The 19,337-nt window shown below is 72.1% G+C and carries 17 protein-coding genes; 7 read left to right on the forward strand and 10 right to left on the reverse strand.

Features of this window, described 5'->3' with window-relative positions:
* Positions 1 to 2: 2 nt before the first annotated feature.
* Together I601_RS21315 and I601_RS01155 are read right to left on the reverse strand one after the other, a co-directional pair.
* Positions 3 to 464, reverse strand: coding sequence for a DUF3592 domain-containing protein (locus tag I601_RS21315; protein WP_068105345.1), 462 nt, complete (start codon positions 462 to 464; stop codon positions 3 to 5).
* On the reverse strand, positions 461 to 1,564 hold the full coding sequence (locus I601_RS01155; protein ID WP_068105347.1) for an adenosine deaminase: 1,104 nt from the start codon (positions 1,562 to 1,564) through the stop codon (positions 461 to 463). The genes I601_RS21315 and I601_RS01155 overlap by 4 nt, the downstream gene beginning before the upstream one ends.
* Positions 1,565 to 1,604: 40 nt before the next feature.
* On the opposite strand from I601_RS01155, the gene I601_RS01160 reads away from it, so the two are divergent.
* Positions 1,605 to 2,060 (forward strand): MaoC family dehydratase, encoded by a 456-nt coding sequence (locus tag I601_RS01160; RefSeq protein ID WP_068105349.1) that lies wholly within the window; start codon positions 1,605 to 1,607, stop codon positions 2,058 to 2,060.
* 15 nt (positions 2,061 to 2,075) lie between these two features.
* On the opposite strand, the gene I601_RS01165 is transcribed toward I601_RS01160, so the two are convergent.
* From I601_RS01165 to I601_RS01175, 3 genes are read right to left on the reverse strand one after another with little or no spacing between them, the layout of a single operon-like run.
* A complete protein-coding gene (locus I601_RS01165) occupies positions 2,076 to 2,933 on the reverse strand; it encodes an ATP-grasp domain-containing protein (RefSeq protein ID WP_068105351.1) in 858 nt (285 codons plus the stop codon).
* A 1-nt stretch (position 2,934) separates the two neighbouring features.
* Positions 2,935 to 4,221: a thymidine phosphorylase gene (locus tag I601_RS01170; protein ID WP_068105353.1), complete on the reverse strand. Its 1,287-nt coding sequence runs from the start codon at positions 4,219 to 4,221 to the stop codon at positions 2,935 to 2,937.
* Between the two features lie 52 nt (positions 4,222 to 4,273).
* On the reverse strand, positions 4,274 to 4,690 hold the full coding sequence (locus I601_RS01175; RefSeq protein ID WP_068105356.1) for a cytidine deaminase: 417 nt from the start codon (positions 4,688 to 4,690) through the stop codon (positions 4,274 to 4,276).
* Positions 4,691 to 4,902: 212 nt separating this feature from the next.
* Here I601_RS01175 and I601_RS01180 point away from each other — a divergent pair, with 212 nt between their 5' ends.
* The 4 genes from I601_RS01180 (at position 4,903) to I601_RS01195 (ending at position 10,157) form a co-directional block, all read left to right on the forward strand.
* Positions 4,903 to 5,988 (forward strand): BMP family lipoprotein, encoded by a 1,086-nt coding sequence (locus I601_RS01180; protein WP_068105358.1) that lies wholly within the window; start codon positions 4,903 to 4,905, stop codon positions 5,986 to 5,988.
* Between the two features lie 94 nt (positions 5,989 to 6,082).
* The gene (locus I601_RS01185; protein WP_068105359.1) at positions 6,083 to 7,597 is read left to right on the forward strand and encodes an ABC transporter ATP-binding protein; all 1,515 of its coding nucleotides are present in this window, start codon (positions 6,083 to 6,085) and stop codon (positions 7,595 to 7,597) included.
* Positions 7,594 to 8,892, forward strand: a complete 1,299-nt coding sequence (locus tag I601_RS01190) for an ABC transporter permease (protein WP_084526991.1) — start codon at positions 7,594 to 7,596, stop codon at positions 8,890 to 8,892. Before I601_RS01185 ends, I601_RS01190 begins: the two co-directional genes overlap by 4 nt.
* Positions 8,889 to 10,157, forward strand: a complete 1,269-nt coding sequence (locus tag I601_RS01195; RefSeq protein ID WP_068105360.1) for an ABC transporter permease — start codon at positions 8,889 to 8,891, stop codon at positions 10,155 to 10,157. Before I601_RS01190 ends, I601_RS01195 begins: the two co-directional genes overlap by 4 nt.
* Here the strand turns inward: I601_RS01195 and I601_RS01200 are convergent.
* From I601_RS01200 to I601_RS01220, 5 genes are all read right to left on the reverse strand, one after another.
* Positions 10,142 to 11,368, reverse strand: a complete 1,227-nt coding sequence (locus I601_RS01200) for an amidohydrolase (protein ID WP_068105362.1) — start codon at positions 11,366 to 11,368, stop codon at positions 10,142 to 10,144. The two genes, I601_RS01195 and I601_RS01200, sit on opposite strands and share 16 nt — an antisense overlap.
* 31 nt (positions 11,369 to 11,399) lie before the next feature.
* The gene (locus I601_RS01205; RefSeq protein WP_084526993.1) at positions 11,400 to 12,500 is read right to left on the reverse strand and encodes a ScyD/ScyE family protein; all 1,101 of its coding nucleotides are present in this window, start codon (positions 12,498 to 12,500) and stop codon (positions 11,400 to 11,402) included.
* 78 nt (positions 12,501 to 12,578) lie between these two features.
* Positions 12,579 to 13,547, reverse strand: coding sequence for a methylmalonyl Co-A mutase-associated GTPase MeaB (gene meaB, locus I601_RS01210; RefSeq protein WP_068105364.1), 969 nt, complete (start codon positions 13,545 to 13,547; stop codon positions 12,579 to 12,581).
* A gap of 50 nt (positions 13,548 to 13,597) precedes the next feature.
* Entirely contained in the window at positions 13,598 to 15,775 is a 2,178-nt protein-coding gene (scpA, locus tag I601_RS01215; RefSeq protein ID WP_068105366.1) for a methylmalonyl-CoA mutase, read from the reverse strand.
* On the reverse strand, positions 15,772 to 17,535 hold the full coding sequence (locus tag I601_RS01220) for a methylmalonyl-CoA mutase family protein (RefSeq protein ID WP_068105368.1): 1,764 nt from the start codon (positions 17,533 to 17,535) through the stop codon (positions 15,772 to 15,774). The genes scpA and I601_RS01220 overlap by 4 nt, the downstream gene beginning before the upstream one ends.
* A 220-nt stretch (positions 17,536 to 17,755) precedes the next feature.
* On the opposite strand from I601_RS01220, the gene I601_RS01225 reads away from it, so the two are divergent.
* Positions 17,756 to 18,448 carry a hypothetical protein gene (locus I601_RS01225; protein ID WP_157519808.1) on the forward strand — a complete coding sequence of 231 codons (693 nt, stop codon included), beginning with the start codon at positions 17,756 to 17,758 and terminating at the stop codon, positions 18,446 to 18,448.
* Positions 18,449 to 18,637: 189 nt separating this feature from the next.
* Positions 18,638 to 19,336 carry a succinate dehydrogenase cytochrome b subunit gene (locus tag I601_RS01230; RefSeq protein ID WP_068105373.1) on the forward strand — a complete coding sequence of 233 codons (699 nt, stop codon included), beginning with the start codon at positions 18,638 to 18,640 and terminating at the stop codon, positions 19,334 to 19,336.
* Position 19,337: the final 1 nt, after the last annotated feature.

A 19,337-nucleotide genomic window follows, 5' to 3' on the forward strand; every position in this document is an offset into this window, starting at 1 on the left:
CGCTACAGCGTGCGGGCGATGCCGAGGATGACCACCCACGCGACCGGCAGCGACATGCCCAGGCCGAGCATCATCCGAGCCAGGGCGAGCGAGGTGGCACCGGCGCCGGCGGTGGGGTCGGCGCCGGCGAGGACGACGCGGGTCGGGTGCCGGGGGTCGTAGCGGACCTCGACCCGCTCCCCCACGTGCGGCACGGGCGGCTCGACGCCGGTCATGGTCTGTGCCTCGACGTCGCGATCGCCGACCCGGAAGCGCACCTGCTGGTAGTAGATGGTCGCCGGCTCGCCGGCCAGCGCCACGTCCTTGGGCAGCGACGCCACCACCTCCGCGGTCGCGGGCTCCGAGCGCTCCCCGAACCCGGCGGCCTCGTGGCGCTGGTGCAGCCCGCGGACGCCGAGCACGGCACCGGCGAGCAGCGCCAGCACCGCGGCGCCGAGCAGGACCACGCTCAGCGCGAGGCTCACACGCCCTCCGCCGCCAGGGCGGCGTACCCCGGCTTGATGACCTCGTCGATGATCGCCAGCCGCTCGTCGAACGGCAGGAACGCCGACTTCATGGCGTTGATGGTGAACCAGCGCAGGTCGTCGAGGGTGTAGCCGAAGGCCTCCACGAGCGCGGTCATCTCCTTGGTCATGGAGGTGTTGCTCATCAGGCGGTTGTCGGTGTTGACGGTGACGCGGAAGCGCAGCCGCGTCAGCAGCCCGATCGGGTGCTCGGCGATCGAGGTCGCGGCGCCGGTCTGCACGTTGCTCGCGGGGCACAGCTCCAGCGGCACCCGGCGGTCACGCACGTACTGCGCCAGCCGCCCCAGCGTCACGGTGCCGTCCTCGGCGACCTCGATGTCGTCGACGATCCGGACGCCGTGCCCGAGCCGGTCGGCGCCGCACCACTGCAGCGCCTGCCAGATCGACGGCAGCCCGAAGGCCTCGCCCGCGTGGATGGTGAAGTGGCTGTTCTCGCGCTGGAGGTACTCGAACGCGTCGAGGTGGCGGGTCGGGGGGAACCCCGCCTCGGCGCCGGCGATGTCGAAGCCGGCCACCCCGCGGTCGCGCCAGGCCACGGCGAGCTCCGCGATCTCCCGGGAGCGGGCCTGGTGGCGCATCGCGGTGAGCAGCTGGCGCACCACGATCGGCGTCTCGGCGGCCGCGACGGCCTCGTCGAAGCCCTGCTGGACCGCCGCGACCACGTCGTCGAGGCTCAAGCCGGCCTCCACGTGCTGCTCGGGCGCGTAGCGCACCTCCGCGTAGACGACACCGTCGGCGACGAGGTCCTCGACGAACTCCCGCGCCACGCGGGTCAGCGCCGGCGCGCTCTGCATGACCGCGACGGTGTGGTCGAAGGTCTCCAGGTAGCGCTCCAGCGACCCCGAGTCGGCCGACTCCGCGAACCAGCGCGCGAGCGACTCGGCGGTGTCCGCGGGGAGGTCGTGCCCGACCTCGCGGGCCAGCTCCAGGATCGTGGCGGGACGCAGTCCGCCGTCGAGGTGGTCGTGCAGGACGACCTTGGGCGCCCGAGCCACCTGCTCGGGCGTGGGGACGGTAAGTTCCGTGACAGTGCCGTTCATGACGGCATCCTTCCATCCCGCAGCCCGACAGGAGCCACCGATGCGCGTGTTCACCAGCCTCGACGAGGTAGCCGAGGCCGCCGGCCAGGAGCTCGGCACCAGCGACTGGGTCGAGATCGACCAGCAGCGCGTCGACACCTTCGCCGAGGCCACCGGCGACCACCAGTGGATCCACGTCGACGTGGAGCGCGCGAAGGACGGCCCCTTCGGCGGCACCATCGCGCACGGCTACCTGACGCTGTCCCTGGTGCCGTGGCTGGGCAGCAGCGTCTTCAGCTTCGACACCCCGGGCGCCAAGCTCAACTACGGCGTCAACAAGGTGCGGTTCCCGAGCCCGGTCCTCGTCGGCAGCCGCATCCGGGCCACCGTGACGCTCGGCGAAGTCACGGACATCGCCGCCGGCAAGCAGGCCACCGTGCGCTACACGATTGAGATCGAGGGCGCCGCGAAGCCCGCCTGCGTCGCCGAGTCCGTCGTCCTGCTGCTCACCGACTGACGCCGCGCCGCGGGTTCAGCGCAGCCGGTCGACCACGAGCTCGGCGAACGGGGCCGCGGCACCGGGCGCGAGGTCGAGGTAGAGCCCGGGCTCGATGAGCTCGAGCTCGCTCACCGCCAGCCGACCGTCGAGCTCCATCAGGTCGACGCGCGCGTAGTCGAGCCGTCGCCCGATGAGCTGCTCGGCCGCGCGCACGGCGTCCAGCGCCACCGCCTCGGCCTCGGGGTCGAGGGCGACCAGGGTGCTGCGGCCGCCGTGCTCCTGGTGCACGCGGACCTCCCCCGCACCGGGCACCTTGTCCACCTGGGTGCGGGCGACGCCGTCGAGCACCATCACCGACACCTCGCCCCGGGTGCGCACCGACTCCACCAGCGGCTGGGCCAGCCACGGGCCGGGCGTGAGCCCGACCAACCGGTCGTCCTCGAGCCCGTCGACGACGACGACCCCGACCCCGCCGGCACCGATGCGCGGCTTGACGACCACGTGGTCCCAGCGCGCCAGCGCCCGCCGCAGGCCATCGACGAGGTCGTCGTCGGCGACGAGCTCGGAGGGCACCACCGGCACGTGCTCGCCGAGCGCCTCGAGGTAGGCCTTGTCGTGGTTCCAGTCGAAGACGTCGCCACCGTTGAGCAGCCGCGTCGAGGCCTCGACGCCCCGGACCCAGTCGCGCCACGGCGCGAGCCGGCGCTGGTAGTCCCACGTCGAGCGTACGGCGACCAGGTCGGCGCCCGCCCAGTCCACGCCGGCGTCGTCCCAGACCGCCCACGCGGCCTCGACGCCGCGCTCGGCGAGCGCGTCGAGGAGCAGCGAGCCGCCCGGCTCGCCCTCGGGCATCAGGCAGAAGCTCGCCAGCAGGACCTGGGGCGTCCCCACGTCAGCCGACCCGGTCGATGATGAGCGGGTCGGCGGTGAAGTCGCTGCCACCCTCGGCGATGTCGTAGCCGCCCTCGAGCGAGGTCAGCGCCCGGTCGAATCGCCCCGGCTCGTCGGTGAGCAGCGTGAAGAGCGGCTGCCCCTCGGTGACGGTGTCGCCGGGACGGGCGTGCCACACGACGCCGGCGCCGGCCTGCACGGGGTCCTCCTTGCGGGCGCGGCCCGCGCCGAGGCGCCAGGCCGCCATCCCGACGGCCATCGCGTCGAGCCGGGTCAGCACGCCCGAGGTCGGGGCAGCCACCACGTGCGACTCCTTCGCCTGCGGCAGCGCGGCGTCGGGGTCGCCGCCCTGCGCGCGGATCATCGCCTTCCACGCATCCATCGCCGAGCCGTCGGCGAGCTTGTCGGCGGGGTCGACGTCGGTGACCCCGGCACCGGCGAGCATCTCGCGGGCCAGGGCCAGGGTCAGCTCCACCACGTCGGAGGGACCGCCGCCGGCGAGCACGTCGACGGACTCCGCGACCTCGATCGCGTTGCCGGCGGTGAGCCCGAGCGGGGTGGACATGTCGGTGAGCAGCGCCACCGTGGCGACGCCGGCGTCGGTGCCGAGCGCGACCATCGTCTCGGCGAGCTCTCGGGCGTCGGCCAGGGACTTCATGAACGCCCCGGTGCCGACCTTGACGTCGAGGACGAGCGCGCCGGTGCCCTCGGCGATCTTCTTGCTCATGATCGAGGAGGCGATGAGCGGGATCGCCTCGACGGTGCCGGTGACGTCACGCAGGGCGTAGAGCTTCTTGTCGGCCGGGGCGAGCTCGGACCCGGCGGCGCAGATGACCGCGCCGATCGACTCGAGCTGCTCGAGCAGGGCGGTGTTGGACAGGTCGGCCTGCCAGCCGGGGATCGCCTCGAGCTTGTCGAGGGTGCCGCCGGTGTGGCCCAGCCCGCGCCCGGACAACTGCGGCACCGCGACCCCGCAGGCGGCCACCAACGGGGCCAGCGGCAGCGTGATCTTGTCGCCCACGCCGCCGGTGGAGTGCTTGTCGGCCGTGGGGCGCGACAGCGAGGAGAAGTCCATCCGCTCGCCCGAGGCGATCATCGCCTGCGTCCACCGGCTGATCTCGCCGCGGTCCATGCCACGCAGCAGGATCGCCATGGCCAGCGCCGCCATCTGCTCGTCGGCCACGTCGCCGCGGGTGTAGGCATCCACCACCCAGTCGATCTGGCTGTCGGACAGGCCGTGCCCGTCCCGCTTGGCGTGGATGACCTCGACTGCGTCGTGCTTGCTCATCTTGTCCTTCCGGCGCGGCGCGGCCGCGTGGTTCGTGAGGGGTGGTGGTCGTTCAGGCCAGGTCGTCGGGGCCGAAGGCGTCGGGCAGCACCTGGTCCATGCGGCGGACCCCCGACACGGTCCAGACCAGCAGGTCGCGGCCGCCGTTCTCGAAGAGCAGCTGGCGGCACCTGCCGCACGGCATGATCACCGCGCCGTCCCGGTTGACGCACACGAAGTGGGTCAGCCGTCCGCCCCCGCTGATGTGCAGCTGGCTGACGAGCCCGCACTCGGCGCAGAGCGTCACGCCGTACGCCGCGTTCTCGACGTTGCAGCCCACGACGGTGCGCCCGTCGTCGACCAGCGCGGCGGCGCCCACCGGGTAGTGGGAGTACGGCGCGTAGGCGCGCCCCATCGCCTCCTGCGCGGCCGCGAGCAGCGTCTGCCAGAGGTCGTCGTCGACCTCGTGGGCGCTCGGCGTCTGTGCCATGTCGTCTCCCTCGTCTCCCTGGTGCGGCTCCAGGATGGACCATCATGCCCGGCGCCCCCGGCCCGCCATGGTCCACGGCACGAGGTCCCAAGTCGATAACTGTTGAGTATTGCCCCACCGATGCCACCCCGCTCGGCTCTGCCAGGGGCTACCGTGCCGCGTGTCGCCCCCGGAGGTGAGGGGCGCAGATCTGGAGGAAGACCTTGAACAGGATGAGGAAGACCGTCGTCGGCGGCATCGCCGCGCTCGCGGCCACCACGGCGCTCGCGGCCTGCGGCGACGCACCCGACGAGAACGACAGCAGCAGCAGCGGCAGCAGCGGGTCGAGTGACTTCCTCCCCTGCATCGTCTCCGACGCGGGCGGCTTCGACGACAAGTCGTTCAACCAGCTCAGCTTCGAGGGCGTGCAGAAGGCCGCCGCCGAGATCGGCACCACGGAGAAGGGTGTCGAGTCGAACAGCGAGAACGACTACGGCCCGAACCTCGACAGCCTGGTCGCCGAGGGCTGCGACATCATCGTGGCCGTGGGCTTCGCGCTCTCCTCCGCGACGGTGGAGTCCGCCAACGCCAACCCGGAGATGCAGTACGCCCTCATCGACGACGCGGCCGACACCGACTTCGACGGCACGAAGGACGCCGACAACGTCAAGCCGCTGCTCTACGACACCGCCCAGGCGGCGTTCCTCGCCGGCTACGCGGCCGCCGACTACAGCAAGACCGGCGTCGTGGGCACCTACGGTGGCCAGCCCTTCCCGACCGTCACCATCTTCATGGACGGCTTCCGCCAGGGCGTGGAGTACTACAACGAGCAGAAGGACGCCAAGGTCAAGGTCGTCGGCTGGGACGGCAAGAACGGTTCCTTCACCGGTGGCTTCGAGGCCAACGAGAAGGCGACCAACACCGCCAAGCAGCTCATCGACCAGGACGTCGACGTCATCCTCCCCGTCGGCGGGCCCATCTACCAGGGCGCCCTGACCGCGATCGCCGACTCCGGTCGCGACATCGCGATGGTCGGCGTGGACGCTGACCAGTTCGAGACCGACCCGGCGACCCAGGACCTGATCCTGACCTCGATCCAGAAGGGCATGGACGTGTCGACGTACGACGTCGTCATGGCCGCCAGCGAGGGCAGCTTCGATGCCGAGCAGTACGTCGGCACCCTGGAGAACGAGGGCGTGAGCCTGGCCCCGTTCCACAACTTCGAGGACAAGGTCTCCGACTCCCTCGCCGACGAGCTCGAGCAGGTCAAGGCGGGCATCATCGACGGGTCCATCACCGTCGAGTCCTACCTGGGCTGACGCACCACCGGTGGGGGAGGTCGCTCCGGCTGCCTCCCCCACCAGCACGTCCCGGGGCCCCGCCCCTCCGCAACTGTGTCGCGAGGACTGACCCATGCAACTGGCGCTACGCGAGGTGACCAAGCGCTTCGGCTCCCTGGTCGCCAACGACCGGATCTCGCTGACCGTCGAGGGCGGTGAGATCCACTGCCTGCTCGGTGAGAACGGAGCAGGCAAGTCCACCCTGATGAACGTCCTCTACGGCCTCTACCGCGCCGACGGGGGCGAGATCGTCCTCGACGGTGAGGTCCAGCACTTCACCGGGCCCGGCGACGCGATCGCCGCCGGCATCGGGATGGTCCACCAGCACTTCATGCTCGTGCCCGTCTTCACCGTGGCCGAGAACGTCATGCTCGGTAACGAGCAGACCGGCTTCGCCGGCTCCCTGGACCTCGAGGCCGCCCGCGCCCGGGTCCGCGAGATCTCCGACCGCTTCGGCTTCCACGTCGACCCCGACGCCGTGGTGGGCGATCTGCCGGTGGGGGTCCAGCAGCGCGTCGAGATCATCAAGGTCCTCTCCCGCGACGCCAAGGTCCTCGTCTTCGACGAGCCGACCGCCGTGCTGACCCCGCAGGAGACCGACGAGCTGATGGAGATCATGCGCGAGCTGCGCCGCTCCGGCGCCGCCATCGTCTTCATCACCCACAAGCTCCGCGAGGTCCGCGAGGTCGCGGACCGCATCACCGTCATCCGCCGCGGCACCGTCGTCGGCGAGGCGGATCCCGCGGCCAGCAACGCCGAGCTCGCCGCGATGATGGTCGGTCGCCCGGTCGAGCTCACGGTCGACAAGCAGGACCCCGAGCTGGGTGGGACCGCGCTCGTGGTCGACGGGCTCAGCGTCTTCGACTCCGCCGGGCTCGTCCACGTCGACGACATCAGCTTCGAGGTCCGGGCCGGCGAGATCCTCGCCGTCGCCGGGGTCCAGGGCAACGGCCAGACCGAGCTCACCGAGGCCCTGCTCGGCCTGCAGGACCACGTCGAGGGCTCGATCCTCCTCGACGGCCAGGAGCTCGTGGGCCGCAAGGTCCGCGACGTCCTCGACGCCGGGGTCGGCTTCGTCCCCGAGGACCGGCAGGTCGACGGCCTGGTCGGGTCGTTCACGATCGCCGAGAACCTGATGCTGGACCGCAGCTTCGACGCCCCCTTCGTGCGACACGGATCGCTGCAGCTCTCGGCGCTGCAGGCCTTCGCCGAGGAGAAGCTCGAGCAGTACGACGTGCGCGCACCGGGGATCACCACCCCGGCGGGCAACCTGTCGGGCGGCAACCAGCAGAAGGTCGTCGTGGCCCGCGAGCTCTCGCGCGAGCTGCGGCTGCTCGTCGCGGCCCAGCCCACCCGGGGCGTCGACGTCGGCTCCATCGAGTTCATCCACCAGCAGATCGTGGCCACCCGCGACGCGGGCGTGCCCGTGCTGGTCGTCTCCACCGAGCTCGACGAGGTCGTCGCGCTCGCCGACCGGATCATGGTCCTCTTCCGGGGCCGCATCGTCGGCATCGTGCCGGCCGACACGCCTCGTGCGGTGCTGGGCCTGATGATGACCGGTGAACGACCCACAGGAGCTGTCGCATGAGTCGCCCCGAGGACCAGCCGACCGGAGGCGAGACCCAGGGCATCCCGGGCCCCACCGACACCACGGCCGGCATCACCACGCCCGGCCCCGGGTCGAGCACCCTCGAGACGCCCGAGCCCCCGCCGGAGACCCCGAGCCGCTGGCACGACGCCGCCCGGGCGATCACCACCGGCAACGCGCTCGTGGCGTTCCTGTCGGTCCTGATGGCGGTGGTCATCGGCTCGCTGCTGGTGCTGATCACCGACGAGACCGTCCGCGAGACGTCCGGGTACGTCTTCTCCCGCCCCGGCGACTTCCTCGAGGCCGCCTGGCGGGCGATCTCCGGCGCCTACAGCGCCCTGTTCCGCGGCTCCGTCTACAACTCGCGCGGCGCCGACTTCGCCGCCCAGATCCGGCCGCTCACCGAGACCCTGAAGTTCGCCTCCCCCCTGATCATGGCCGGCCTCGGTGTGGGGCTGGCCTTCCGGGCCGGGCTGTTCAACATCGGTGGACGGGGCCAGATGCTCCTGGCCGGTGCGGCCGCAGGCTGGGTCGGCATCAACGTCGACCTGCCGTTCCCGCTGCACCTGGCCGCAGCCACGATCGCCGGCATGCTCGCCGGTGCGCTGTGGGCAGGTCTGGCCGGGCTCTTGAAGGCCCGCACCGGGGCGCACGAGGTGATCGTCACGATCATGCTCAACTACGTGGCGTTCTACCTGCTCTTCTACGCCCTCTCCCGCCAGAGCCTGCTGCAGGCCCCCGGGTCGATCAACCCCAAGTCGTTGCCGGTGCAGGACTCAGCGATCCTCCCCGACCTGCTGGGCCAGCGGTTCAACCTGCACGCGGGTCTCATCCTGGCCCTGGTCTCGGTCGTCGTCGTGTGGTGGCTGCTCAACCGCTCGGCGCTCGGCTTCCGCTTCCGCGCCGTCGGAGCCAACCCGCATGCCGCGCGGACGGCCGGCATCGATGTCGGGCGCACCTACGTGGTGGCCATGCTCATCGCCGGCGCCCTCGTGGGCATGGCCGGCGCCAACCAGATCCTCGGCACGACCACCAGCGGCGTCACCGTCGACCTCGACGCCGGCATCGGGTTCGACGCCATCACCGTCGCTCTCCTCGGCCGCTCGCACCCCGTGGGCGTGCTCGGGGCCGGGCTGCTGTTCGGGGCCTTCAAGGCCGGAGGGTTCTCGATGCAGGCCTCCGAGGGCATCCCGGTCGACATCGTGCTCGTCATCCAGTCCCTCATCGTGCTGTTCATCGCCGCGCCCCCGTTGGTGCGCGCGATGTTCCGCCTGCCCGCCCAGGAGGCCAAGTGAGCACGCAGGCAACCGAGCCCACGACCACGGGCCGCACGGTCCTGACCCCCAAGATCCCCATCCTGCTGGGCGTCGTGACGCTGCTGCTCGGCGCCGCGATCGCGATCGGCTCGCAGAGCGGCGACACCACGTTCCGCATCTCCACCCGCCGCGACGTCCTGCAGCTGCCCGACATCACCGTCCCGGCGGAGGCCACCGCCTGGCTCTCGGTCGTGCTGATGCTCCTGTGCACCGCCGAGGCGACGCGTCGCTACCTCGCGCGCCGCAAGACCCCTGCGTGGGTCCCGGTCTCGTTCAGCATCATCGCCATGATCGGTTTCCTGGCCTGGGCCGCCGCAGGCGCCACCCTGCCGGTCGTCGGCCTGCTGGCCGGTGCGCTGGCCCTCGCCGTGCCGCTCGTCTTCGGCGCGCTCGGCGGCGTGCTGGGTGAGCGGGTCGGCGTGGTCAACATCGCCATCGACGGCCAGCTGCTCGCCGGCGCGTTCGCCGCCGCCCTGGTCGGCTCGGTCGTCGGCTCGGCCTGGGCCGGTCTCCTGGGTGCCATGGTCGCCGGGGCCCTGGTGGGCCTGGTGCTGGGCGTCTTCGCGATCAGCTACTTCGTCGACCAGGTCATCGTGGGCGTGGTCCTCAACGTGCTGATCATCGGCCTGACCAGCTTCATGTTCTCGCAGGTCCTGGCGCCCAACGCGGCCTCCCTCAACAGCCCGCCGCGGTTCCGGCCACTGTCGATCCCGGTGCTCGGCGAGATCCCGTTGGTGGGCCCGATCCTCTTCCGCCAGTCGATCCTGGTCTACCTGCTCTACATCGCGGTCGCGGTCGTGACCTTCATGCTCTACCGCACCCGGTGGGGCCTGCGCGTGCGCGCCGTGGGCGAGCACCCCCAGGCCGCCGACACCGTCGGCATCAACGTGACCCGGACCCGCTACCGCACCCTGATCATCGCGGGGGCGACCGCCGGGGCCGGTGGTGCGTTCTACACGCTGGTCTCGGTCTCGCAGTTCAACCGCGAGATGACCGGTGGAGCGGGCTACATCGCGCTGGCCGCAGTGATCTTCGGCAAGTGGGACCCCATCCGGGCCACCCTGGCGGCGCTGCTCTTCGGGTTCGCCTCGAACCTGCAGGGCGTGCTCTCGGTCATCGGTTCGCCGGTGCCGAGCGAGTTCATGCTGATGATGCCCTACGTCGTGACGGTGTTCGCCGTGGCCGGGCTCGTCGGGCGGTCCCGTGCTCCAGCGGCGGTGGGAGTGCCCTACCGCAAGGGCTGAGCGTTCGCGCGGACGGCGACCTCGGCGAGCAGCCGGGCGCCGATCGCGATCGCGCGCTCGTCGATGCGCAGGTCGCCCTGGTGCAGGTCGTACGTCGCTCCCCCCGGGGTGCGCGTGCCCAGCCGCATCATGGCGCCGGGCACCTCGTCGACGTACCAGCCGAAGTCCTCCCCGCCCAGGCTCTGCGGTGCCACCACGCGACCGTCGGGCCCCAGGACCGAGGCGACGGCGTCGGCCAGCATCGAGTTGGACACGGCCTCGTTGACCACCGGGGGCACCCCCCGGGTGTAGTCGACGTGGGCGGTGACGCCGTAGGGGCGCACGATCTCGTGGACCAGCTCGCGGACCATCTTCTCGGCGTCGGCCCAGGCGACGGCGTCGAGGATCCGCACCGTGCCGGACAGCAGGCCCCGCTCGGGGATCACGTTGGGCGCCGAGCCGGCCTGGATGCGGCCCCACACGACCGAGACCCCGGCGCGGGGGTCGAAGCGACGCGAGAGGATCGCCGGGACCTCGGTGGTCACCTTGGCCAGCGCGAACGTCAGGTCGCCGGTCAGGTGCGGGCGCGAGGTGTGTCCGCCGGTGCCCTCGAGGCGCACGTCGACCTGGTCGGCGGCGCTGGTCATCGGGCCGAGGCGCAGGCCCACCTGCCCGACGTCGACACCGGGGTCGCAGTGCAGCGCGAAGACCCGGTCGACCTCGTCGAGGAGGCCCAGGCCCAGGAGTCGCACGGCTCCCCCGGGCATCACCTCCTCGGCCGGCTGGAAGAACAGACGCACCCGGCCGGGGAGCATGCCCTCGGTGTGCACCCGGGCCAGTGCTGCCGCTGCGCCGACGAGAGCCGTGGTGTGCACGTCGTGACCGCAGGCGTGCGCGACGCCCGGCACGGTGCTCGACCACGGATCCCCGGTGGTCTCCTGGATCGGCAGGGCGTCGAGGTCGGCGCGCAGGCCCACGACCGGGCCCGCCCGGCGCTCGCCCAGGTCGGCGACGAGCCCGGAGCCCGGCAGCCGCTCCACCCGCCACCCCAGCGCCTCCACGCGCTCGGCGACCGCGGCGGTGGTCCGGGTCTCGTGCCACGACAGCTCGGGATGGGCGTGCAGGTCACGGCGCAGCGCGACCAGCGCCTCGGCGCCCGACTCCACCTCGTCCCGGATGAGGTCGTGGAGTCGGGCGTCGCGGGCGGCGTCGAGCTGGGCGTCGGTGGACATCGGCCCCAGGCTAGTGGAGCGGCCACCGACCTCAGCCCAGCGGGAAGCTCCGGACCTTGCCGCCCGGGCGTTGGCCCGGCCCGGTCCCCTTCAGCACGTCGGTCGTGGCCCACAGCCGACCGCCCGAGATCTCGAGGTCGCCCGGCATGGTGACCTTGCGCCAGGTCTTGGCCTTCGAGGACCCGTCGGCGATCCGCGAGATCCGGTTCTTGAAGAGCTCGGACACGTAGACGTCGCCCCCGGGGTCCACCGCCAGGCCGGTCGCGGAGACCAGCCCCCGCGCCAGCCGCTCGGTGGTGCCGCTGGCCGGGTCGACGACGTACACCGCTCCCAGCCTGCCGACGCTGCCGTCCTCCGGACCACCGGGCAGCGACGAGACGTAGAGCTGTCCGCCGGGGCCGATCTCGACATCGGTGGGCACCGACTCGAAGCGGTAGTCCAGCCCCACCGTGCAGCCGGGCAGACCGTTGGCCTTCGCCCGCGCCTTGGTGATCTCGGTGACCGCAGGCGGGATGACCGCCACCGTGGAGACCTTGTGACCACTGATCGCCAGCACCGCGTTCGCCCCCGCGTCGGCCACGTAGGTCACCCCCGGGGCGCTCGTCGTGGCGTACGGGTGGGTCTCGACCGACCCGGTGTAGGTCGCCGGCCCCACCTGCTTGGGGAGCTTCGCAGCACAGCTCTTGGAGATGCCACGGAACCCGTAGGTCACGTCCCCGTCAGGGTTGCTCCTCCGCTCGTGCTTGCCGAGGTCCGCCACCCCCCGGTCGCGGCCCTGGGCATCGATGCGTCGGATCTTGCCGACCTCGTTGTGACCGCGCGAGACGGCGTAGGTCACCGCGCCGCCGCGCACCGAGACCGCACCCGCCTCGCCGCCCTTGGCCACCGAGGCGATCACCTGCGCCTTCTTGCCGGGCAGGCGCCGCATCAGCAGGCCGGCGAAGTTCTGCGACACGTAGACCGTGCCGTCGTCGGTCACCGCGAGGCTGAGCGGGCTGGTGAGTCCGTGCACCACCGGACGGGCCGCGGGATCCCCCGCGGAGGGCCCGGCGACGACCGGGGACAGCAGTGACCCGGCGGCCAGCGCTGCGAGCGCTGGGCCGGCGGTCAGGGACAACATGATCGAGCGCATGGCAGCCTCCACTGGAAGTAAAGGACGATCGTGCGCCCGCGACACCCTGACGGGCATACCCGGTTGTCGGTATCTGTCCTACCGCGGGTCGGCGTCGTACGCCGCGAGCACCCGGTCGGCGGCGACCGTGGCGGGCAGGTCGCCGGCCAGGACCGCGGCCCGGATCTCCTCGCGGACCCCGCGGACCCCCGGTGAGAGACGCAGCCGCTGCTCGAGCTCGTCGCGCACCATCGCCCAGGTGAAGTCGAGCTGCTGCTCGGCCCGCTTCCCGGCGAGCCCGTCGGCCCCGAGGTGCTCGCGGTGGGCCACCACCCGGTCCCACAGGTCGTCGACGCCGACGTCCTCGAGGCCCGAGCAGGTGACCACGGGCGGTGCCCACTCCCCCTTGCCGCGCACCATCCGCATCGCGCCCGCCAGGTCGCGGGCCGCGACCCGGGCCTCCTGGGCGCGGTCGCCGTCGGCCTTGTTGACCGCGATCACGTCGGCGATCTCCAGGATGCCCTTCTTGATGCCCTGGAGCTGGTCGCCGGTGCGGGCGAGGGTGAGGAACAGGAAGGTGTCGACCATGCCGGCGACGGTGATCTCGGACTGCCCGACGCCGACGGTCTCCACGAGGATGACGTCGTAGCCGGCGGCCTCGAGCACGGCCATCGCCTGCACGGTGGCGCGCGCGACACCGCCCAGCGTGCCCGCCGACGGCGAGGGCCGCACGAAGGCGTGGGGATCGGTGGCCAGGCGACCCATCCGGGTCTTGTCGCCCAGCACCGAGCCACCGGTGCGGACGCTGGACGGGTCGACCGCCAGCACCCCGACCCGGTGGCCCTGGGCGGTCAACCGGCTCCCGAGGGACTCGATGAAGGTGGACTTGCCGACCCCGGGCACGCCCGAGATCCCGACCCGCACGACCTCGGCGCCGCCGGAGTCGTCGCTCAGGGCCGTCAGCAGCTCCCGCGCCTGGAGCCGGTGCTGGGGCTTCGAGGACTCGACGAGGGTGATGGCCTGCGAGACCGCCGCCCGGCGTCGCTGCCGGATGCCCTCGACGAGCATCGCGACGCGATCCTCCGGGCCGGGCGCGTCCCCGAGTCCCGACACGTGGCTCAGTGCCCGAGCTGCTCGCGCAGCTTGGCCAGCAGCGACAGCGCCGACTGCGCGATGACGGTGCCGGGCAGGAAGACCTCGGCGGCACCCATCTCGAGCAGGGTCGAGACGTCGTCGGGCGGGATCACGCCACCGATCACGACCATGATGTCGGGTCGGCCCTGCTCGGCGAGCGCGGTGCGCAGCGCCGGCAGCAGCGTGAGGTGGCCCGCGGCCAGCGAGCTGACCCCGACGATGTGCACGTCGGCGTCGACCGCCTGCTGGGCGACCTCCTCGGGGGTGGAGAACAGCGGCCCCACGTCGACGTCGAAGCCCATGTCGGCGAATGCGGACACGATGACCTTCTGGCCGCGGTCGTGACCGTCCTGGCCCATCTTCGCGACCAGGATGCGCGGACGGCGCCCCTCGGCCTCCTCGAAGGCCTCGGTGGCCGCCAGCACCTCGGTGACCTTGCTGCCGCCCTCACCGGCGCTGGCGGACTCGTCGCGGAACACGCCGCTGATCGTACGGATGACGGCCTGGTGGCGCCCGTAGACCTTCTCGAGCGCGTCCGAGATCTCCCCGACGGTCGCCTTGGCACGGGCCGCGTCGACGGCCAGCGCGAGCAGGTTGCCCTCCAGGGAGCCCTGGCGCGGGCCGTGCTCGGCCGAGCGCGTCAGCGCCTCGAGGCTGGTGCGCACCGCCTCGTCGTCGCGCTCGGCGCGCAGGCGCTCCAGCTTGGCGATCTGCTGGCGGTAGACGTCGTCGTTGTCGACGCGCAGCACGTCGAGCTTGTCCTCCGCGGCGAGGCGGTAGGTGTTGACGCCGATCAGCTTCTGCGACCCCGAGTCCAGGCGGGCCTGGGTGCGCGCGGCCGCCTCCTCGATGCGCATCTTCGGGATGCCCTGCTCGATGGCCTTGGCCATGCCGCCGGCCGCCTCGGCCTCCTGGATGTGGGCCCAGGCGCGCTCGGCGAGGTCGTGGGTCAGCCGCTCGACGTAGTACGAGCCGGCCCACGGGTCGATGGTGCCGGTGGTGCCGCTCTCCTGCTGCAGCAGCAGCTGGGTGTTGCGGGCGATGCGGGCCGAGAAGTCGGTCGGCAGCGCGATCGCCTCGTCGAGGGCGTTGGTGTGCAGCGACTGCGTGTGGCCCTGGGTGGAGGCCATCGCCTCGATGCAGGTGCGCCCGACGTTGTTGTAGACGTCCTGCGCGGTCAGGCTCCAGCCCGACGTCTGCGAGTGGGTGCGCAGCGAGAGCGACTTGGGGTTCTGCGGGTCGAACTGGCGCACCAGCCGCGCCCACAGCGCCCGGGCCGCGCGCATCTTGGCGACCTCCATGTAGAAGTTCATCCCGATGGCCCAGAAGAACGAGAGCCGCGGGGCGAACTGGTCGATGCTCATCCCGGTCTCGAGGCCGGCACGGATGTACTCGACGCCGTCGGCCAGCGTGTAGGCCAGCTCGAGGTCGTTCGTCGCCCCGGCCTCCTGGATGTGGTAGCCGGAGATCGAGATGGAGTTGAAGCGGGGCATCTTCGCGGCGGTGTAGCTGAAGATGTCGGAGATGATCCGCATCGACGGCGCCGGCGGGTAGATGTAGGTGTTGCGGACCATGAACTCCTTGAGGATGTCGTTCTGGATGGTCCCCGCGAGCTGCTCGGGCGCCACCCCCTGCTCCTCGGCGGCTGCGATGTAGAGCGCCAGCACCGGCAGCACGGCGCCGTTCATGGTCATCGAGACCGACATCTTGTCCAGCGGGATGCCGTCGAAGAGCTGGCGGGCGTCGTAGATCGAGTCGATCGCGACGCCGGCCATCCCGACGTCCCCGCGCACCCGCGGGTGGTCGGAGTCGTAGCCGCGGTGGGTGGCCAGGTCGAAGGCGACCGAGAGGCCCTTCTGACCGGCCGCGAGGTTGCGCCGGTAGAACGCGTTGGACTCCTCGGCGGTCGAGAATCCGGCGTACTGGCGCACCGTCCACGGCTGGGTCGTGTACATCGTCGGGTAGGGCCCGCGCAGGAACGGGCTCAGGCCGGGGAGGGTGTCGAGCGCGTCGAGGCCGGCGATGTCCTCGGGGCCGTACGACGGCTGGACGTCGATGCCCTCGGGGGCGCTCCAGACCTGGCCGCCGGTGGGCGCGGGGACGGGCGCGGCGCCGCCGTCACCGACGAGCGGGAGACCGGAGAAGCTGGACGGGACGGTCACTGGAGGGCCTTCCGGGTGCGGGTGAGGAACGCGAGGGCGTCGAGGCCCGTCGCGCAGGAGTCGTCGGACCACTCGCGGGCCTTGCCGGCCACCACCACGTGGGTGGCGCCCGCGGCGCGCAGCGCCTCGGCCGCGGCCTGGCCCCACTCGTCGTACGTCGCGTCGGCACCGGCCAGGCAGACGACGCGCTGACCGCTGTGGACGGCCACGACGTCGTCGGGGCCGCTGGTGGGTCCGGCCACGTCGACGGCCACGCCGCCGGCCGCGAGCAGGTTGGTCGCGAAGGTGGCCCGGGCGGTGTGTGCCGCCACCGGACCGAGGGTGGCCAGGAAGACCGGGGCCGCGGGCGGCTCGTCCCGCAGCGCCTCGAAGGCCTCGCCGTAGGAGCGCACGCCCTGCCAGCCGTCGTACGGCTCGCGCTCGGGCAGCGTCTCGCCCAGGTTCGGGAACTCGGTCAGCCCGGTCAACGGGCGCTCCCGGGTGGCGACCTGCTGGTCGCGCCGCGCGACGACGCCGGCCACCATCTCCTCGAGCGCCGACTCGTCGGGGCCCTCGGGAGTGTCGAGGCGACCCAGCACCTCCCAGGCGGCCAGGGCCAGGTCGTCGGTGAGCTTCTCGACCGCGTAGGAGCCGCCCGCGGGGTCGGCCACGTGCGCGACGTGCGACTCGTCGATGAGCAGGTGCGAGGTGTTGCGCGCGATCCGGCGACCGAAGACGTCCGGGCGCCCGAGCGGGGCGTCGAAGGGCAGCACGGTCACGGAGTCGGCACCGCCGACACCGGCGGCGAACGCGGCCACGGTGGTGCGCAGCATGTTGACCCAGGGGTCGTAGCGGCTCATCATCGGCCGGCTCGTCACGGCGTGCACCCGCTGCGGCTCGGCGCCGACGCCGGTGGTGGCGCCGCTGAGCTGGAGGACGCGCGCCCAGAGGCGACGTGCGGCGCGCAGCTTGGCGATGGAGGCGAACTGCTCGTCGGTCACGGCGTAGCGCAGCTCGACGAGGCCGGCGGCCTCGTCGACGCTCATCCCGGCGGCGGTCAGCACGCGCAGCACGCGGGCCGCCGCGGCCATCGACCAGCCGAGCTCCTGGGCGTCGGAGGCGCCGCGGTCGTGGACCCGGGTGCCGTCGACCACGACGCCGAGCAGGCCGCGCTCCAGCGCGAGCCGGGCGACTGCGACGAGATCGGCGTCGGTGGCCGTGGCGCTGGCGCCCAGGTTGGTGCCGGCGGCCAGCCCGGTCCCGCCGGCGTGGGCGAGGAACGCCTCCGCCACGGCGACCGGGGCGCTGGGCGCGTCGAGGACCACGGGCGCGAGGTCGAGCAGCACGCCCTCGAGGAGCACGGCCAGGTCGGTGCCGGCGTCGGCCTCGAGCCACACCGAGGTCACTCCCCCGTCGAGGTCGACGAGCAGCGCCTCGTTGCCGAGCTTCTCCGGGCCGGCCGCGAGGTGGGCGCGCACGTCCCAGTCGCCGCTGCGGGCCGGGCGACCGGCCGTGACGAGGTCGTCGAGCAGGCTGCGCGTGCCGAGCGGGGCGACGGGGATGTCGTCGAGCGTCGTCCGGGTCAGCTTGTCCCACACGAGGGAGTCGGCGTCCTCGTCGCTCATCCGGCGCGACTTGCGCAGCACCGCAGCCGTCGCGCTCTCCCAGTCGCTCAGCTGCCAGTCGTCGTCCGGGCCGGACAGCTCCAGCGAGCCCTGCTCCGGCTCGAGGCCGGTCGGCTCGTCGAGCCCGCCCTCCACGGCACCTTCGGGTGTGGTCATGGTGCGAACCCTAGGAGGCTCGCTGGTCAGCGGCCACACAGTGTGATGTTTTCGGACATCTCGCCCACCGGGAGCCGGCCCTGACCGGCCCGACACAGAGTGGTCACCCACGACACCTGGGCACCACCCTTCCCTGTCGGCAGTGACCACTGTGTCAGCGGCGCCGACCCCCGTGCTGGACCACGCAGGTGGCCCACTCGACCCGCAGCAGGCTGGGCGGATGGAACAAGCGAGTCCTGGCGAGCCGACTCCGGTGCTCGACGTGCGACTCGGCCGGGTTCGGGAGCGCGAGTGGGTGCGGATCGGTCGCGGCGTCCACCAGCGTCGCGACAGCGACGTCGAGCACCTGGACCTGCGCGCCTGGCAGCTCGTGCTGCCGCCGCTGCCCGAGGAAACGCCGGTGTTCGTGGCCATGCCGCGCACCGGCCCGCGGGTGCGGCGTCGCGAGCTGGTGGTGACCAGGCACCCGGTCGCGCCGGCGTACGTCGAGGTGTCGGGACTGCGGGTGACCCGGGACGAGATCCGGCTCGCTGCGCGACGTCGGCGAGGGGCGCCGCGGTTGCTCGAGGCCCTGCAGCTGTCCGACGCCGCGTCGGAGTCTGCGTGGGAGAGCGTCCTGCGGGTGCTGCACCACGTCTGCGAGGTGCCCGTGGTGGCTCAGCACGAGGTGCACGACGAGCTCGGGGTCTTCGTGGCCCGCGGTGACCTGTGGATCGTCGGCTGGCGGCGCAACGGCTACACCTCCGGCGACGTGCTGCACCGTGCCGTGGGGATCCTGCGCGACGCCGACGAGGCCCTGGGCCGGACGCACGATCCCAGCCGGGTCCGGGCGTGGCACGAGCTGTTGCGTGGCTCCTTGTTCAGTGCGGCCGGGACGCGGGCGGTGGTCCGGCACTGGGGTCGGCGCCGCTGACACAGTGGTCACTGACGACACGGCAACAGGCGTCCCCGTTGTCGTAGGTGACCACTCGACGCCGGGCACTGAGTCGGACGCGGCGGCGGGTTAGGCTACCCTCACTTCTAGGGCGTTAAGGGGCCCGAGGGGGATATGTCACATGCCCGGGGGCAAAACGATGGCCGTCCGGGAGGTAACCTCACCTCCGTGGCAACCCCGACTCTCGTCAGAGGAGCGCGCGCGTCGCGCTCGACGATCACCCTGAAGATCCTGATGGCCGGCAGCGGAGCGCTGTTCATCCTGTATGTGCTCCTGCACATGTACGGGAACCTCAAAGCCTTCGCCGGACACGACGCGTTCAACGAGTACGCCGAGCACCTGAGGGAGCTGGGCGAGCCGCTGCTCCCCTACAGCGGCTTCCTGTGGCTGTTCCGGGCGCTGCTCATCATCGCGCTCGTGGTGCACGTGGTCTCTGCGGTCGTGCTGTGGAAGCGCGCCCAGGCGGCGCGCCCGGTGAAGTACGAGGTGAACAAGTACAAGCACTCCTCGCTCTCCTCGCGCACCATGCGCTGGGGCGGGGTGACGATCCTGCTGTTCCTGGTCTGGCACCTGCTGAACTTCACCATCGGCAAGGTCAACCCGACCGGCGGCGCCACCACGGACCCGTACAACCTCATGGTCGACACCTTCGGCCTGTGGTGGATGACGCTCATCTACCTCGTGGCGATGCTCGCCCTGGGCATGCACCTGCACCACGGCACGTTCAGCGCCGCCCAGACCCTCGGCTGGACCAGCACCGCTGCGGCCCGCACCCGGGCCCGGGCGCTCGGCTGGGTGCTGGCGGTCGTGGTCGCCGGCGGCTTCTCGCTGGTGCCCCTCTTCACGCTCTTCGGCGTCATCGACTAAG

The sequence above is a fragment of the Nocardioides dokdonensis FR1436 genome (assembly GCF_001653335.1).
GTDB classification, from domain to species: domain Bacteria; phylum Actinomycetota; class Actinomycetes; order Propionibacteriales; family Nocardioidaceae; genus Nocardioides; species Nocardioides dokdonensis.